The organism is Streptomyces sp. NK08204 (assembly GCF_020400585.1).
Taxonomy (GTDB): domain Bacteria; phylum Actinomycetota; class Actinomycetes; order Streptomycetales; family Streptomycetaceae; genus Streptomyces.
The window spans coordinates 39,416-53,999 of sequence record NZ_JAINVF010000012.1 but is presented as its reverse complement, the minus strand read 5'-3'; the positions used below and the strand labels follow the sequence as shown (position 1 = coordinate 53,999).

Sequence of the window (14,584 nt, the reverse complement as noted above, 5' to 3'; positions counted from 1 at the left end):
TCCCGCGGTCAGCCGGCCGGTCAGCGGCGCAGGGACGCCCACAGTTCGTCCGCGGCCGGCTGCCGTGCCACCACGCGATTGGGGTCGGAGGGCGCGGTCATGACCGGCATCGTCACCGTGCTCACCTCGTCGGCCGTCAGGTGCTTCAGGCTCTGGCCCAGCTTCGTCAGTTCCCCCAGGGAGTCCAGCCCGGTGTCGGTGGTGAGGGTCCCGGTGGCCGCGTCGGCGACCCGGTACAGCCTGGTGGGATCGGTGAGCAGGTCCGTGGCCGCCATCTGCTCCAGCAGGGCCTTCACCAGCTTCTGCTGCAGTCCTATGCGGCCCAGGTCGCTGCCGTCACCTATGCCGTGCCGGGTGCGGGCGAGGGCGAGGGCCTGGGTGCCGTCGAGGTGGTGAGACCCGGCCTTCAGGTGCAGATGGCTCTTGTCGTCGTCGATGTCCTGGCCGGTGGTGACGTCGACCCCGCCGAGCGCGTCCACCAGCTTCGCGAATCCGGAGAAGTCGATCTCGAGGTAGTGGTCCATGCGGATGCCGGTGACCGACTCGGCGGTCTTGACCGCGCACACCGGCCCGCCCACGGCGTAGGCGCTGTTGAACATCGCCTGGTACGCCGGCGCCGTCGAGCCCCCGGAGGCCAGTGGGCAGGACGGGCGGGGCACCAGCGTGTCGCGCGGGATGCTGACCACGGTGGCCTTGTGGCGGCCCGCCTCGATGTGCACCACCATCGCCGTGTCGGAGCGGGCACCGGAGCTGTCGCCGCCGCCGAGCGCCTTGTCGGCCTTGCCGCTGCGCGAGTCCGAGCCGAGGACGAGGATGTTGAGGGCGCCGTCCGGCAGCGCGGCGGCGGGCGTGGCCGGGGCACCGGCCGACGGGGTGGTCAGCACCCTGGCGGGACGGTCGTCGCCGAGGGCGCCGTCGATGTCGACGCTTGTGATGTTGTGGTTGAGATGCCAGTACGCCCAGCCGGTGGTGGCCACGCCCAGCACCAGGACACCCGCCAGGGCGAGGCCGGCGGCCTTCAGCGCTCTGGACCGCCGGCCCGCCCCTCCACCCGCTCGTCCGCCCGCGTCGCCTTGATCCTCGTGTCGCGTCACGGCAGGAACGTAAGTCCGAATTATTAGGGGACTGTTAGCGCAGGCGGCGACAGCCGGCTTTCTTGGGAAATTCTCATCGTCCCGGCGTCGGCGCCGGGCACCGGATCGGCTGCCACCGGCTGGAGCCGGCCCCCGGCGAGGCCCGCTGGGTCTGCTTCCGCTTCCACGCCGGCCTGTCGTCCTTCACCGGCCGCACGGGCGCCCGGCTGGTGGGGCCGGGCGCGCTGGAACCGCGGCCGGTGTGCGAGGTGTCCGGGGGCACGGCCTGCCACCCCGGACAGTGGCCCTCAGCCGGTGCCGGCCGACTCGAAGCGCCATCTGTGCACCTGCCTGGTCACCAACTCCGCCGACGGCTCGGGGAGTTCGGGCAGGTCGGCGTCGTAGGGCGCGTCCCACCACGTGATGACCAGCACCCGGTCCTGCGGGGCGCGGAAGGTCTCGCGGCGCAGCGGCTGTGCGGCGAGCGACTGGCACCGCACCCAGTCCAGCAGTTCCTCGCCCCGGCCCGCGGCGGCCCGCGCCTCCCACATCAGAGCGACGGTCACGGGTACAGGTTCTCCTTGCTGACCTCGTGCACATGGTCGTGCCCCGGCACGTGCGGGTCGGTCACCGGCAGCGAGGAGTCCGCCGACAGGTCCCAGCTGGACGCGGCCCGGTTCCGCGCGACCATCTCGGCGCCGAGCGCGGCCACCATCGCGCCGTTGTCCGTGCACAGCTTGGGGCGCGGCACACGCAGCCGGATGCCGGCCGCCTCGCAGCGCTCCTGGGCCAGCGCGCGCAGCCGGGAGTTGGCCGCCACACCGCCGCCGATCATCAGGTGGTCGACGCCCTCGTCCTTGCAGGCGCGCACCGCCTTGCGGGTCAGCACGTCGACGACGGCCTCCTGGAAGGAGGCGGCCACGTCCCGCACCGGGACCTCCTCGCCCGCCGCCCGCCTGGCCTCGATCCAGCGGGCCACGGCCGTCTTCAGACCGGAGAAGGAGAAGTCGTACACCGGGTCGCGCGGGCCGGTCAGACCGCGCGGGAACGCGATCGCCTGCGGGTCGCCCTCGCGCGCGTACCGGTCGATCACCGGGCCGCCCGGGAATCCGAGGTTCAGCACGCGGGCGATCTTGTCGAAGGCCTCGCCGGCCGCGTCGTCGATGGTCGAGCCCATCGGGCGGACGTCGGAGGTGATGTCCTCGGACAGCAGCAGCGAGGAGTGGCCGCCGGAGACCAGCAGGGCCATCGTCGGCTCGGGCAGCGGGCCGTGCTCCAGCTGGTCGACGCAGATGTGCGAGGCCAGGTGGTTGACGCCGTAGAGGGGCTTGCCGAGCGCGTAGGCGTACGCCTTCGCCGCCGAGACGCCGACCAGCAGCGCGCCGGCGAGACCGGGACCGGCGGTGACCGCGATGCCGTCGAGGTCCTTCGCCGAGACGCCCGCCTCCTTCAGCGCGCGGTCGATCGTCGGGATCATCGCCTCCAGGTGCGCCCGGGACGCCACCTCGGGTACGACGCCGCCGAAGCGCGCGTGCTCGTCGACGCTGGAGGCGACGGCGTCCGCCAGCAGGGTGGTGCCGCGGACGATGCCGACGCCGGTCTCGTCGCAGGAGGTCTCGATGCCCAGCACGAGCGGCTCGTCGCGTGAGTCAGCCATTGCTCTCGGTTCCTTGTACGGAGGTCGTAGGGTCGGTCAGGCGCATCACCAGGGCGTCCACGTTGCCCGGCTGGTAGTAGCCGCGCCGGAACCCGATGGGCACGAAGCCGAAGCGCTCGTACAGCTTCTGTGCGGGGAGGTTGTCGACCCGGCATTCGAGCATCACCTCGGCGCACTCGAACGCGGTCGCCGCCCTCAGCAGCTCGGTGAGCAGGCGGCCGCCGAGGCCGGTGCCCTGGAGGTGGCGGGCGACGGCGATGGTCTGGATGTCGCCCAGGTCGGCGGAGACGGCGAGGCCGGCGTAGCCGACGATCCGGTCGCCCTCCTCGGCCACCAGGTAGCGCCGGGTCGCCCCGGAGCCGCGGGCGTGGGCCAGCTCGGACCAGAACATGCCCCGGGACCAGGCGTCCTCGGGGAACAGGTCCTTCTCCAGCTCCAGGACCGGGTCGATGTCCCACCAGCGCATCTCACGCAGCCGGGGGGTTGCCGCCTGCGTCACTTCGGGGTGACCACCTTGTAGTTCTTGGGGACCTGGGCGTCCGGGCGGCGCAGGTACAGCGGGCGCGGCGCCGGCAGCTCCTCACCCGCGGCCAGCTTCTCGGCGGCCAGCGAGGCGAGCGCGGCGGCGGACACGTGCTCCGGCTCGTGGACGCGCGGGAACGTGTCCGGGTAGAGCAGCGCGCCCGCGCCGACCGCGGGAAGCCCGGCGACACGGTCGGCGATGTCGGCCGGACGGTCGACGGCCGGGCCGGTCAGCCGGGTGCGGGAGTCGGCGTACGTCGCCCAGTAGACCTCCTTGCGCCGGGCGTCGGTCGCCACGACGAAGGGGCCCTTCTCGATGTCGGCGGCGTAGGCGAGGCCGTCCAGGGTGCACAGGCCGTAGACGGGGACACCGAGGGCGAGGCCGAAGGTGTCGGCGGTCATCAGGCCGACGCGCAGGCCGGTGTAGGGCCCGGGCCCGATGCCGGTGACGATCCCGGTGACCGCCTCCAGCTTCAGCCCGGCGTCGGCGAAGAGGCGGTCGACGGCCGGCAGCAGCAGCTCTCCGTGCCGGCGCGCGTCCACCTGGCGCGACGAGGCGATGACGTCCGTGCCGTCGTGCAGCGCGACGGTGACGGCGGGTGTTGCGGTATCCAGAGCGAGCAAGAGCACGCGAACAGCCTACGGCGCCCGCGGCGCCCGCATGGCCGTACCGGTGGGATCGTCACGGACTGCTACGGTCTGCACGAAGTACGACATATCGCACGAGACAGCGGACACGCACCGCAGGCAACGCTCGAGGCAGAGGTGAACGCACGTGGCAGGTACCAGCTCGGGGATCGTGGCCGGCCTGACCGCGGCGGCCGTCGCCGCCATCGGCTTCCTCGCCTACCAGGCCCGCGCGACGGTGCCGGCGAGCCTGAGCGGCGGGCCCACGGCGGCTGCGTCCCCCTCGGCGGCGGTCTCCAAGGCGCCCCGCGACCGCCGGAACCCGACGGCCCTGCCGCGCGGTTCCGGTACGGGTGAACGGGTCGTGTACTCGGTGGACGACGACCGTGTGTGGCTGGTCGGCGAGAGGAACGACGTCCAGCGCACGTTCCGGGTGAAACCCGGCAGTGTCGACCCGCCCCCCGGCACCTACCGGGTCACCTCCCGCTCGAACGCCATCACCGGGACCGACGGTGTGCCCGTCGAGCACGTGGTGCGCTTCACCAGCGTGGACGGGGTGGTGATCGGCTTCAGCGCGGCCGTGCGGCACGACGCCGAACCGGTGCCGGACCAGACCGTGAGGACGGGCGGCATCCGGGAGAACCGGCCGGACGGGGACGCGATGTGGATGTTCGCGACGATCGGCGTCCGGGTCGTCGTGATCCGCTGAGCTAGGCCGCCTTCGGGTGCGCTTGCCCCGGTCGCGGGGCCTGCGGATCCGGCTCGCGCGGCGGCCGGGAGACCGCGTCCGCCGCCGCGCACGACGCCAGCAGATCACGCATGGACACCCCGGTGAGCACGGCCGGCCGGGCCTGGGCGGTGGGTCGGGGAACGGTCATGGACGCCTCCTGAGGTGCGGGGCGGGCGTACGTGGGCGCACCTGACTACGGGCCGGCCACCATGTCACCACGCCCGGCGGACCCCGCGCAATATTTTGCCGACGGCTTGTCGGAAAAGCCCCTCGGTCCTTCTAGGCCGCCAGCGTCTCCAGGCCGGCCTCGGCCCAGCGCCTGCCCAGACCGGTCAGCGTCACGTGCCGCACCTCGTCCGTGGTGTCGCCGACGGCCCGGTGGATGACGACCTCCAGCCGGTCCTCGGTCAGCTCCTCGACCTTGCCCTCGCCCCACTCCACGACGATCACCGAGTCGGGCAGCGAGACGTCGAGGTCCAGGTCCTCCATCTCGTCCAGGCCGCCGCCGAGCCGGTAGGCGTCCACGTGGACGAGCGGGGGGCCGTCGCCGAGGGAGGGGTGCACACGGGCGATCACGAAGGTCGGCGAGGTGACCGCGCCGCGCACCCCGAGCCCCTCACCGAGCCCGCGGGTCAGCGTCGTCTTGCCCGCGCCGAGTTCCCCGGTGAGCATCACCAGATCGCCCGCGCGCAGCAGCTTGGCCAGCCGGCGGCCCAGTTCCGCCATCTGTTCGGGCGAGGTGACGGTCAGCCTGGTCTCAGCGGGGCGGTGCGGTGCTGCTGGTGCTTCCATAGCCCATTACGGTAGCCCCTGCCGGCACCGCACCCGCGCGTGTGAGGAGGTCGGCGAGGCGGTCGGTCACCACTTCCGGATGTTCCAGCATCACCAGGTGCCCGGCGTCCGGCACGAGCACCAGCTCGGCGTCCGGCAGCAGAGCGGCTATGGCCTCGCTGTGCTCGCTGGGCGTGATCAGGTCCCGCACCCCGGCCAGGACCAGCACCGGGACGTCCCGGAAACAGGCGAGGGCCTCGGCCTTGTCGTGGTCGGTGAAGGCCGGGTAGAACTCGGCGACCACGTCGATCGGCGTGGCCTCGATCATCCGTTCCGCGAACCGTGCGACCGCGGGATCGACGTCCCGTCCCCCGAACGAGTACCGCTTGATGATCCCGGCGAACAGATCGGCGGTGGCCCGGCGCCCCCTCTCCACCAGTTCCGCCTGCTGCCCGAGCGCTTTCAGCACCCCGGGCAGGACCCGGCGCACCGCGTTGACGCCGGCCACCGGCAGCCCGAAGTCGACCTCGGCGAGCCGCCCGGACGACGTGCCGACGAAGGCGGTGGCCACGACCCGGTCCCGGATCAGCTCAGGGAACTGGGCGGCGAGCGCCATCATGGTCATCCCGCCCATGGAGTGCCCGACGAGCACGATCGGCCCGTCCGGCACGGCCGCGTCGATGACGGCCTTCAGGTCGCGGCCGAGCTGGTCGATGGTGAGGGTCACGCCGTCCTGGCCCTGGGCCACGCCCCGCCCGGAGCGGCCGTGGCTGCGCTGGTCCCAGTGCACGGCGCGGACGACTCCGCGCAGCGCCGCCCGCTGGAAGTGCCAGGAGTCCTGGTTGAGGCAGTAGCCGTGGCAGAAGACGACGGTGACCGGGGCGGGTGTCTTGCGTCCGAAGAGCCGCCGCCGGCGCGGGGAGACGTGCGGGCCGGGCGGGTCGGGTTCGACGTCGTCGACCTCGTAGTACAGCTCGGTGCCGTCCTCGGCGTAGGCCTTGCCCGGGGTGCCGCGCACGGTGCCGTACGGCCCTGCCGAGTCCAGCGCCAGCCGGGCCTTGCGGCGCACCCCGCGCCCGACCGTCATCCGCTCTATGGCCACGCCGGCGGCGGCACCCGCGGCGAGGACGCCTATCGCGGCACCGGCGATGCCGGTCGCCCTGCGCCAGCTCCCGGCTTCCCGGGCGGCGGAGGCGACGGCCGCCGAGGCGACGATGTCCGCCACCGCCTCCGTGCTGGTCTCGCTCACGTACCGCTCCTCCTCCCCGAAACCGCCGTACCGCGGCTCGCCCGCTCCCCGAAGCACCGGACGACTGAACCAGGTGCCGCTCGAGTACGGCTACCGGGGGCCGCCGCCCCGTCCCACCCTCAACGGGGGTCTACCCAGGTTCCTGCCCGTTCACATGGACGCGGGGAACGCGTGTTCCGATGCGCGTGACGATCTCGTACGCGATGGTGCCGCAGGCCTCGGCCCAGTCCTCGGCGGTGGGCTCACCCCGGTCGCCGGGCCCGAACAGGATCACCTCACTGCCCACCGCGGGCCGGTCGCCGCCCAGGTCCACCACGAACTGGTCCATCGCGACCCGCCCGGCGACCGTCCGCCACTTGCCGTCGATCAGCAGGGGCCCGGTGCCGGAGGCGTGCCGGGGAATGCCGTCCGCGTAGCCGACGGGCACGAGACCGAGGGTCGTCGCGCCCGGCGTGACGTAATGGTGGCCGTAGCTGATGCCGTGCCCGCCCGGGACCTGCTTGACCAGGGCCAGCGCGGCCCTGAGCGTCATCACCGGGCGCAGTCCGAAGTCGGCCGGTGTGCCGACCTCCGGGCTGGGAGAGATGCCGTACATGGCGATGCCGGTGCGGACGAGGTCGAAGTGGGTTGCGGGGAGGGTGAGCGTGGCCGGCGAGTTGGCGATGTGCCGCACCTCGGGCCGCACGCCCTGCTCCTCGGCGTACGCCAGCATCTCCCGGAAGCGGTCGAGCTGGGCGGCGATCGAGGGATGCCCGGGTTCGTCGGCGCAGGCGAAGTGGGACCACAGCCCGGTGATCCGGACCAGCCCCTGGGCCTCGGCGCGCAGGGCCCCGGCGACGAGTTCGGCCCAGTCGGCGGGCTGGCAGCCGTTGCGGCCCAGCCCGGTGTCGGCCTTGAGCTGCACACGCGCGGGCCGCCGGGCCTCCCGGGCGGCCTGGGTGACCTCGCGCAGCGCCCACACCCCGCTGAGCGAGACGTCGATGTCGGCCTCGACCGCCTGCCGCCAGGGCCCGCCCGGCACCCACAGCCAGCACAGGATGCGCGCGTCCAGCCCTGCGGCGCGCAGCGCGAGGGCCTCCTCGGGCGTGGCCGTGCCCAGCCAGGTCGCCCCCGCCTCCAGGGCGGCGCGGGCGCACGGCAGCGCTCCGTGGCCGTACGCGTCGGACTTGACGACGGCCATCACGGCCGCGCCCGCCGCACGGGCACGCAGGGCCCGCACATTGGCGCGCAGGGCGCCCAGATCGATCTCGGCGCGGGCGCGCAGGGAGGCGCTCGGTGCATGTGCAGTCTTACTCATGGCGCCCCCAGTCTCTCAGAGGGCCGTACGAGCCCCGGGTGCAGTGTCAGGTACCCGTCCGTCGCCCCCACACGTAGACGTGGTCGCCCTTCTTCAGCACGCCCCACAGTGTGCGTGCGTCGGCGAGCTCGAGGTTGACGCAGCCCATGGAGCCGACGGTGGTGTAGATGCTGCCGTAGACGGCGTGGAAAGCCTCCCCGCCGTCGAAGAACTGGGCATAGGGCATGGGCTGGTGGTAGAGGGTCGACACGTGGTTCTTGTGCCGCCAGTAGATGGTGTGCCAGCCCTTGCGGGTGACGTGCCCCTTGCGCCCGCTGCGCATCGGCACCGGCCCGAACACCACCTTGGAGCCCTTCTGCACCCAGGTGAGCTGCCGGTTCAGATCGACGCAGGCCACCTTGTACGACCGCACCGGGCACTTCTTCGCCGCGTTCGGGTTCTTCCTGGCCGAGATCAGCATCATGGTCGACCAGGTGACGGGTCCCGCGAAGCCGATGGCGGGCTTGATCTCGTGCTTGACCTGGAAGGCGCGGATGGCCTTGCAGTCCGCCGCGGACTGCTTCCCGTCCACCTCGAGCTTCAGCCAGCGCTCCACCTGCCGCTGGTAGGGCCCGGTCTGCTTGCTGCAGGCCACTTTGGAGACGGCGTCGTAGAGGGGCACGTACTCGATGAGGTCGTACGTCCCGGGCGCCGCGTCCCTGGGCTCGACGGCGTCCTCCCGCTTGGTGGGCGTGTACGTCTTCGGCGGCAGCATCTGGTCGGGTGTGTCGATCTGCCAGGGCTGCGCGGGGCCGGGGGGTACGCCGGGCACCAGCTCGGGTTCGTGAAGGGCCGGGGGTGCGGGGGAGACGGCGGAGGCAGCGGCGATCCCGGCGGCGGGCAGGGCGAGGGCGGCGGCGAGCAGCGCCGCAGCGCCTTGGCGGGCGATTCCTCTGCTGATCATGCGATCAGCCAAACGCGCGGGCCCGCCGGATTCCGGGATGCCGCGCGGTGAGGTCACCCGAGGGATGGACCTCCGCTCGGCAGGCAGGTGCCCTCAGCCCCGCCGCACCTCCCTCCACGCCTGCGGAATCCGCGCCGCGACGTCGAACGCCCCCACCGGCGCCCCCACCGCCGCGAACCGCCCCGCAAGCCCGTGCAGATACGCCGCCGCACCGCCCGCGTCCGTCGCGGACAGCCCCGCCGCCAGCAACGACCCCGCAAGACCCGACAGCACATCCCCGCTCCCCGCGGTCGCCAGCCAGGACGTCCCCGTGGCGTTCACCCTCAGCGGACCGCCCTCCGCCGCGGCGACCAGCGTGGTCGAGCCCTTCAGCAGCACGGTCGCCCGGTACATCGCCGCCAGCTCCCGTACCGCCGCGAGCCGTGCCCCCTCGACCTCCTCGCGCCGTACGCCGAGCAGCGCGGCGGCCTCCCCCGCGTGCGGCGTCATCAGCGTCGGCGCCGTGCGCGTGCGCACCGTGTCCCGTTCGGCCAGCCGCAGACCGTCGGCGTCCAGCAGCACCGGCACGTCCGTGCCCAGCACCTCGGCCACGGTCGCCGCGTCGTCCCCGGCGCCCGGCCCGACCACCCATGCCTGGACGCGCCCCGCCCGGCCGGGCCCCTGGTCGGACACGAGCGTCTCGGGGAACCGGGCGATGACGGCGTCTCCCGCCGGCCCGACGTACCGCACGGCCCCCGCCCCGCCCCGCAACGCCCCGGCCACGGCGAGCACGGCGGCCCCCGGGTACCGCGCCGACCCGGCGGCGATCCCGACCACGCCCCGCCGGTACTTGTCGCTCTCGGCCGCCGGTTCCGGCAGCAGCCGGGCCACGTCGGCGTGCTGCAGGGCCTCCAGGTCGGCGGCGGGCGGCAGTTCGAGGCCGATCTCGACCAGCCGTAGGGAACCGGCGTGTTCACGCGCGGGATCGATCAGGAGTCCGGGCTTGTACGTGCCGAAGGTGACCGTGAGGTCGGCCCGGACGGCGGCCCCGCGCACCTCCCCGCTGTCCGCCTCGACCCCGCTGGGCAGATCGACGGCCACGACGGCTGCCCGTGACCGCTCCGCCACCCGCACGAGCCGCTCGGCGTCGGGCCGCAGCCCGCCCTTCCCGCCGATCCCCACGATTCCGTCGACGACGAGGTCGGCCCGCAGGATGACGTCCTCGACGGGGCCGAAACCCCCGTCGGACCCGTCGGACCCCTCGGATCCCCCGGTCTCGCCCGACGTGCCGGACACGGCCGAGGTGACCGTGCCCCCCGCCCTCCGCAGGGCCGCCAGCCCGCCGGCATGGGCCCGTCCCGGCGAGAGCAGCACGGCCACGACCCCGGCGCCGCGCCGGGCCAGCCGCGCCCCGGCGTACAGCGCGTCCCCGCCGTTGTCGCCGCTGCCCACCAGCAGCACCACCCGGCTGCCGTACACCCGCCCCAGCAGTTGCGCGCAGGCGGCGGCCAGCCCAGCGGCGGCCCGCTGCATCAGCGCACCCTCCGGCAACCGCGCCATCAAGGCCCGCTCGGCCGCCCTTACCGTCTCCACGCTGTACGCAGTACGCATGGGTCCGAGTCTCCCCGGAAACCACCGGCGGCCACACCCGGCTCGCTCAGCCCTCGGCGACGACCACCGCCGAGGCGACGCCGGCGTCATGGCTGAGCGACACGTGCCACGAGCGCACACCGAGTTCGGCCGCCCGCGCGGCGACGGTCCCCCACACGCGCAGCCGCGGCTGCCCGCTGTCCTCGACGTAGACCTCGGCGTCCGTCCAGTGCAGCCCCGGCGGCGCCCCGAGGGCCTTGGCGAGCGCCTCCTTCGCGGCGAACCGGGCCGCCAACGAGGCGATCCCGCGCCGCTCCCCACTGGGCAGCAACAGCTCACTCTCGACGAACAGCCGGTCAGCCAGCCCCGGCGTCCGCTCCAGCGACGCCCTAAACCGGTCGATCTCGGCGACATCGATACCGACCCCGATGATGCTCATGCCGAGAACCCTACGAGGAGGGCGGGGCGGAGGATGCAAGGGCGCCTGCACGACGGCCGACGCGTCACCTCCCCTGCGTCACCCCCCTTCGTCCGGAAGCCCTCTGACACACCCCCACCCCCACCCCCAGCCGCACCCGGGGTGGCACCCGCACCGAGAACCCTTGACCTCAAGCCCGGTTGAGTTCCTACGGTCGGTCCCCTCGAAGCAGCGCACGCAGGAACGAAGGGGCCGACCATGGAGTTCTCGTACTCGCACAGCGACGCCGGACTGATCAGGCAGCCCATCGGCTACTGGAGTTGGGCGGCCTACGACGCCGTCGTCACCCGCACCCGGGGCGCCCTCGCCGAGCTGGGCCTCACCCAACCGCAGTGGTGGGTCCTGGCGCAGGTGGCACGGGTCGAGGACGGCAGGACCCGCGCCGAGGTGTCCGGGCTGCTGCGGAACTACCTCGGCACGGGCGCGGAGACGATGGAGGCGGAGATCGACGCGACCCTCGCCCGGGGCTGGACCACCGAGGACGCCGAGGGGCGCCTGGCGATCACCGCCGAGGGCCGGGCCCTGTTCGAGAAGGCCGCGGCCCTCCAGGACGAGCTGTGGGCGGAGCGGCACGCCGGTATCTCCGACGAGGAGTACCTGACCACCATCAAGGTGCTGCAGCGGATCATCCACAACACCGGCGGCAGCGCCTGGCACCACTAGCCCGGCGCGTAAGTCACTCCACCGTCACCGACTTCGCCAGGTTGCGCGGCTGGTCCACCTCGTTCCCGCGGGCCGCGGCCAGCTCGCACGCGAAGACCTGGAGCGGCACCGTCGCCACCAGCGGCTGGAGGAGGGTCGGGGTCGCCGGGATGCGGATCAGGTGGTCGGCGTAGGGGACCACCGCCTCGTCCCCCTCCTCCGCGATCACGATCGTGCGGGCGCCCCTCGCCCGGATCTCCTGGATGTTGGAGACGATCTTGTCGTGGAGGACCGAGCGGCCACGCGGCGACGGTACGACGACCACCACCGGCACATCCTCCTCGATGAGCGCGATCGGACCGTGCTTCAGCTCGCCCGCCGCGAAGCCCTCGGCGTGCATGTAGGCGAGCTCCTTCAGCTTCAGGGCGCCTTCGAGGGCGACCGGGTAGCCCACGTGCCGGCCCAGGAAGAGCACCGTGTTCTTCGGGGCCAGGCTTCGCGCCAGCGCCCGGACCGGCTCCATGGTCCCCAGGACCTGGTCGACCGCGGCCGAGATCCGGGACAGGTCCCGGATGACCGCGCGGACCTCGTCGCCCCACTTGGTGCCGCGCACCTGACCCAGGTACAGGGCGACCAGGTAACAGGCGACCAGCTGGGTGAGGAAGGCCTTCGTGGAGGCCACCGCCACCTCCGGGCCGGCGTGCGTGTACAGCACCGCGTCGGACTCGCGCGGGATCGTCGAGCCGTTGGTGTTGCAGATCGCCAGCACCTTGGAGCCCTGCTCCCGGGCGTGCCGGAGGGCCATCAGCGTGTCCATCGTCTCGCCGGACTGGGAGATGGCGATCACCAGGGAGCGGCCGTCCAGGATCGGGTCCCGGTAGCGGAACTCGCTGGCCAGCTCCACCTCGCACGGGATGCGCGTCCAGTGCTCGATGGCGTACTTGGCGATCAGACCCGCGTGGAAGGCCGTACCGCAGGCGACGATGACGACCTTGTCCACCTCGCGCAGTTCGGACGTGGAGATCCGGACCTCGTCCAGGGTCAGCGAGCCGGACGGGTCGATGCGGCCCAGCAGCGTGTCGGCGACCGCCTTGGGCTGCTCGGCGATCTCCTTGAGCATGAAGTAGTCATAGCCGTCCTTCTCCGCCGCCGACGCGTCCCAGTCGACGTGGTAGGAGCGGACCTCGGCGGGCTGTCCGTCGAAACCCGTCACCGTCACACCGTCGCGGCGCAGTTCCACCACCTGGTCCTGGCCCAGCTCGATCGCCGACCGCGTGTGGCTGATGAACGCGGCGACGTCGGAGGCCAGGAACGCCTCGCCCTCTCCGACGCCGACCACCAGCGGGGAGTTCCGGCGGGCGCCCACGACCACGTCCGGCTCCTCCGCGTGCACCGCGACCAGCGTGAACGCACCCTCCAGGCGCCGGCACACCCGGCGCATGGCCTCGGCGAGGTCGGCGCAGGAGGAGTACTCCTCCGCCAGCAGGTGGGCGACCACCTCGGTGTCCGTCTCCGACGTCAGCTCGTGGCCGCGCTCGGCCAGCTCGGCCCGCAGCACCGCGAAGTTCTCGATGATCCCGTTGTGGACCACCGCGACCCGCCCCGCGTTGTCGAGGTGGGGGTGCGCGTTCGCGTCCGTCGGGCCGCCGTGCGTGGCCCAGCGCGTGTGACCGATGCCCGTCGTGCCCGTCGGCAGGGGCCGGTCGACCAGTTCCTTCTCCAGGTTGACGAGCTTCCCGGCCTTCTTCGCGGTGGCCAGCCCGCCGTCCGCCAGCATGGCGATGCCCGCCGAGTCGTACCCCCGGTACTCCAGCCGCTTCAGCCCGGCCATCACGACATCGAGCGCCGACTGCGTTCCCACATAACCCACGATTCCGCACATGCGCCGCAGCCTACGGCCCGTCAGCGACCAGAAACCGCTTGCGCCTGCCCGAATTCGGAAATTCCCACCGTCGCACGAGCGCCCGGTGCCGGCGTGACCTAACCCACCCCGCCACCCCGTTCAAACTCCGTTAACAATGGACTGTGATCTCTCCGGTCTCCTCGATGCCCCGGAGCGCCCACCGGCGAAGGCCGGAGGCGACTCCCTACGTCGACCTCACCCGCGCCGAGTGGAGCGCCCTGCGTGACAAGACGCCCCTCCCCCTCACCGCCGAAGAAGTCGAGAAACTGCGCGGCCTCGGCGACGTCATCGACCTCGACGAGGTCCGGGACATCTACCTGCCGCTGTCCCGGCTCCTCAACCTCTACGTCGGCGCAACCGACGGACTGCGCGGCGCCCTCAACACCTTCCTCGGCGAGCGTGGCTCCCAGTCCGGCACCCCGTTCGTCATAGGTGTCGCCGGCTCGGTCGCGTGCGGGAAGTCCACCGTGGCCCGTCTGCTGCAGGCCCTGCTCTCCCGGTGGCCCGAACACCCGCGGGTGGAGCGGGTCACCACCGACGGGTTCCTGCTGCCCACCAAGGAGCTCCAGGCCCGCGGCCTGATGTCGCGGAAAGGTTTTCCCGAGTCCTACGACCGGCGCGCCCTGACCCGGTTCGTCGCCGACATCAAGGCGGGCAAGGGCGAGGTGTCCGCGCCCGTCTACTCCCACCTCATCTACGACATCGTCCCCGGCGAGGAACTCGTCGTCCGCCGCCCGGACATCCTCATCGTCGAGGGGCTGAACGTCCTCCAGCCCGCGCTGCCCGGCAAGGACGGCCGCACCCGGGTCGGCCTGGCGGACTACTTCGACTTCAGCGTGTACGTCGACGCGAACGCCGAGGACATCGAACGCTGGTACCTCAACCGCTTCAAAGAACTGCGCCAGACCGCCTTCCAGGACCCGTCCTCGTACTTCCGCAAGTACACCCAGGTCTCCGAGGAGGAGGCCCTCGACTACGCCCGCACCCAGTGGCGCACGATCAACAAGCCCAACCTGGTCGAGAACATCGCCCCCACCCGTGGCCGCGCCGCCCTCGTGCTGCGCAAGGGCCCCGACCACAAGGTGCAGCGGCTGCGGCTGCGCAAGCTGTAGAGGCCGCCTGT

16 protein-coding genes are annotated in these 14,584 nt (G+C 72.7%); 3 read left to right on the top strand and 13 right to left on the bottom strand.

Annotated elements, in window-relative coordinates; translation table 11 throughout:
• Positions 1 to 20 precede the first annotated feature (20 nt).
• The 5 genes from K7G59_RS19765 to tsaB all read right to left on the bottom strand — a co-directional run bounded on the left by K7G59_RS19765 (position 21) and on the right by tsaB (position 3,882).
• Complete coding sequence (locus K7G59_RS19765) at positions 21 to 1,094, bottom strand: LCP family protein (RefSeq protein WP_225836028.1); 1,074 nt, start codon at positions 1,092 to 1,094, stop codon at positions 21 to 23.
• A gap of 287 nt (positions 1,095 to 1,381) precedes the next feature.
• Complete coding sequence (locus tag K7G59_RS19760; RefSeq protein WP_225836027.1) at positions 1,382 to 1,639, bottom strand: hypothetical protein; 258 nt, start codon at positions 1,637 to 1,639, stop codon at positions 1,382 to 1,384.
• The gene (gene tsaD, locus K7G59_RS19755) at positions 1,636 to 2,730 is read right to left on the bottom strand and encodes a tRNA (adenosine(37)-N6)-threonylcarbamoyltransferase complex transferase subunit TsaD (RefSeq protein WP_225836026.1); all 1,095 of its coding nucleotides are present in this window, start codon (positions 2,728 to 2,730) and stop codon (positions 1,636 to 1,638) included. The genes K7G59_RS19760 and tsaD overlap by 4 nt, the downstream gene beginning before the upstream one ends.
• Entirely contained in the window at positions 2,723 to 3,196 is a 474-nt protein-coding gene (gene rimI, locus K7G59_RS19750) for a ribosomal protein S18-alanine N-acetyltransferase (protein ID WP_225836237.1), read from the bottom strand. Before rimI ends, tsaD begins: the two co-directional genes overlap by 8 nt.
• 29 nt (positions 3,197 to 3,225) lie before the next feature.
• On the bottom strand, positions 3,226 to 3,882 hold the full coding sequence (gene tsaB / locus K7G59_RS19745) for a tRNA (adenosine(37)-N6)-threonylcarbamoyltransferase complex dimerization subunit type 1 TsaB (protein ID WP_225836025.1): 657 nt from the start codon (positions 3,880 to 3,882) through the stop codon (positions 3,226 to 3,228).
• Positions 3,883 to 4,027: 145 nt separating this feature from the next.
• Between tsaB and K7G59_RS19740 the strand changes: the two genes are divergently transcribed.
• Positions 4,028 to 4,588 carry a hypothetical protein gene (locus K7G59_RS19740; protein ID WP_225836024.1) on the top strand — a complete coding sequence of 187 codons (561 nt, stop codon included), beginning with the start codon at positions 4,028 to 4,030 and terminating at the stop codon, positions 4,586 to 4,588.
• Position 4,589: 1 nt separating this feature from the next.
• On the opposite strand, the gene K7G59_RS19735 is transcribed toward K7G59_RS19740, so the two are convergent.
• From K7G59_RS19735 to K7G59_RS19705, 7 genes are all read right to left on the bottom strand, one after another.
• Complete coding sequence (locus tag K7G59_RS19735; protein ID WP_225836022.1) at positions 4,590 to 4,757, bottom strand: hypothetical protein; 168 nt, start codon at positions 4,755 to 4,757, stop codon at positions 4,590 to 4,592.
• A 131-nt stretch (positions 4,758 to 4,888) separates the two neighbouring features.
• A complete protein-coding gene (gene tsaE, locus K7G59_RS19730) occupies positions 4,889 to 5,401 on the bottom strand; it encodes a tRNA (adenosine(37)-N6)-threonylcarbamoyltransferase complex ATPase subunit type 1 TsaE (protein ID WP_225836020.1) in 513 nt (170 codons plus the stop codon).
• On the bottom strand, positions 5,367 to 6,629 hold the full coding sequence (locus K7G59_RS19725) for an alpha/beta fold hydrolase (protein WP_225836018.1): 1,263 nt from the start codon (positions 6,627 to 6,629) through the stop codon (positions 5,367 to 5,369). Before K7G59_RS19725 ends, tsaE begins: the two co-directional genes overlap by 35 nt.
• A gap of 130 nt (positions 6,630 to 6,759) precedes the next feature.
• Entirely contained in the window at positions 6,760 to 7,926 is a 1,167-nt protein-coding gene (alr, locus tag K7G59_RS19720) for an alanine racemase (protein WP_225836016.1), read from the bottom strand.
• A gap of 46 nt (positions 7,927 to 7,972) precedes the next feature.
• A complete protein-coding gene (locus tag K7G59_RS19715) occupies positions 7,973 to 8,869 on the bottom strand; it encodes a L,D-transpeptidase (RefSeq protein ID WP_225836014.1) in 897 nt (298 codons plus the stop codon).
• Between the two features lie 93 nt (positions 8,870 to 8,962).
• The gene (locus K7G59_RS19710) at positions 8,963 to 10,459 is read right to left on the bottom strand and encodes an NAD(P)H-hydrate dehydratase (protein WP_225836013.1); all 1,497 of its coding nucleotides are present in this window, start codon (positions 10,457 to 10,459) and stop codon (positions 8,963 to 8,965) included.
• Positions 10,460 to 10,505: 46 nt separating this feature from the next.
• On the bottom strand, positions 10,506 to 10,877 hold the full coding sequence (locus K7G59_RS19705) for a holo-ACP synthase (RefSeq protein WP_225836011.1): 372 nt from the start codon (positions 10,875 to 10,877) through the stop codon (positions 10,506 to 10,508).
• Between the two features lie 237 nt (positions 10,878 to 11,114).
• Between K7G59_RS19705 and K7G59_RS19700 the strand changes: the two genes are divergently transcribed.
• Complete coding sequence (locus K7G59_RS19700; RefSeq protein WP_225836010.1) at positions 11,115 to 11,579, top strand: MarR family winged helix-turn-helix transcriptional regulator; 465 nt, start codon at positions 11,115 to 11,117, stop codon at positions 11,577 to 11,579.
• 13 nt (positions 11,580 to 11,592) lie between these two features.
• Here the strand turns inward: K7G59_RS19700 and glmS are convergent, their stop codons facing one another.
• Entirely contained in the window at positions 11,593 to 13,440 is a 1,848-nt protein-coding gene (gene glmS, locus K7G59_RS19695) for a glutamine--fructose-6-phosphate transaminase (isomerizing) (RefSeq protein WP_225836008.1), read from the bottom strand.
• Positions 13,441 to 13,604: 164 nt separating this feature from the next.
• On the opposite strand from glmS, the gene coaA reads away from it, so the two are divergent.
• On the top strand, positions 13,605 to 14,573 hold the full coding sequence (gene coaA / locus K7G59_RS19690; protein WP_225836235.1) for a type I pantothenate kinase: 969 nt from the start codon (positions 13,605 to 13,607) through the stop codon (positions 14,571 to 14,573).
• Positions 14,574 to 14,584 lie beyond the last annotated feature (11 nt).

What these genes read in the sequence shown, in the direction of transcription:
- tsaD (WP_225836026.1), bottom strand. Translation starts at nt 2,730, where the DNA reads ATGGCTGACTCACGCGACGAGCCGCTCGTGCTGGGCATCGAGACCTCC.
- rimI (WP_225836237.1), bottom strand. Translation starts at nt 3,196, where the DNA reads ATGCGCTGGTGGGACATCGACCCGGTCCTGGAGCTGGAGAAGGACCTG.
- K7G59_RS19735 (WP_225836022.1), bottom strand. Translation starts at nt 4,757, where the DNA reads ATGACCGTTCCCCGACCCACCGCCCAGGCCCGGCCGGCCGTGCTCACC.
- tsaE (WP_225836020.1), bottom strand. Translation starts at nt 5,401, where the DNA reads ATGGAAGCACCAGCAGCACCGCACCGCCCCGCTGAGACCAGGCTGACC.
- alr (WP_225836016.1), bottom strand. Translation starts at nt 7,926, where the DNA reads ATGAGTAAGACTGCACATGCACCGAGCGCCTCCCTGCGCGCCCGCGCC.
- K7G59_RS19715 (WP_225836014.1), bottom strand. Translation starts at nt 8,869, where the DNA reads ATGATCAGCAGAGGAATCGCCCGCCAAGGCGCTGCGGCGCTGCTCGCC.
- K7G59_RS19710 (WP_225836013.1), bottom strand. Translation starts at nt 10,459, where the DNA reads ATGCGTACTGCGTACAGCGTGGAGACGGTAAGGGCGGCCGAGCGGGCC.
- K7G59_RS19705 (WP_225836011.1), bottom strand. Translation starts at nt 10,877, where the DNA reads ATGAGCATCATCGGGGTCGGTATCGATGTCGCCGAGATCGACCGGTTT.
- K7G59_RS19700 (WP_225836010.1), top strand. Translation starts at nt 11,115, where the DNA reads ATGGAGTTCTCGTACTCGCACAGCGACGCCGGACTGATCAGGCAGCCC.
- glmS (WP_225836008.1), bottom strand. Translation starts at nt 13,440, where the DNA reads ATGTGCGGAATCGTGGGTTATGTGGGAACGCAGTCGGCGCTCGATGTC.
- coaA (WP_225836235.1), top strand. Translation starts at nt 13,605, where the DNA reads ATGCCCCGGAGCGCCCACCGGCGAAGGCCGGAGGCGACTCCCTACGTC.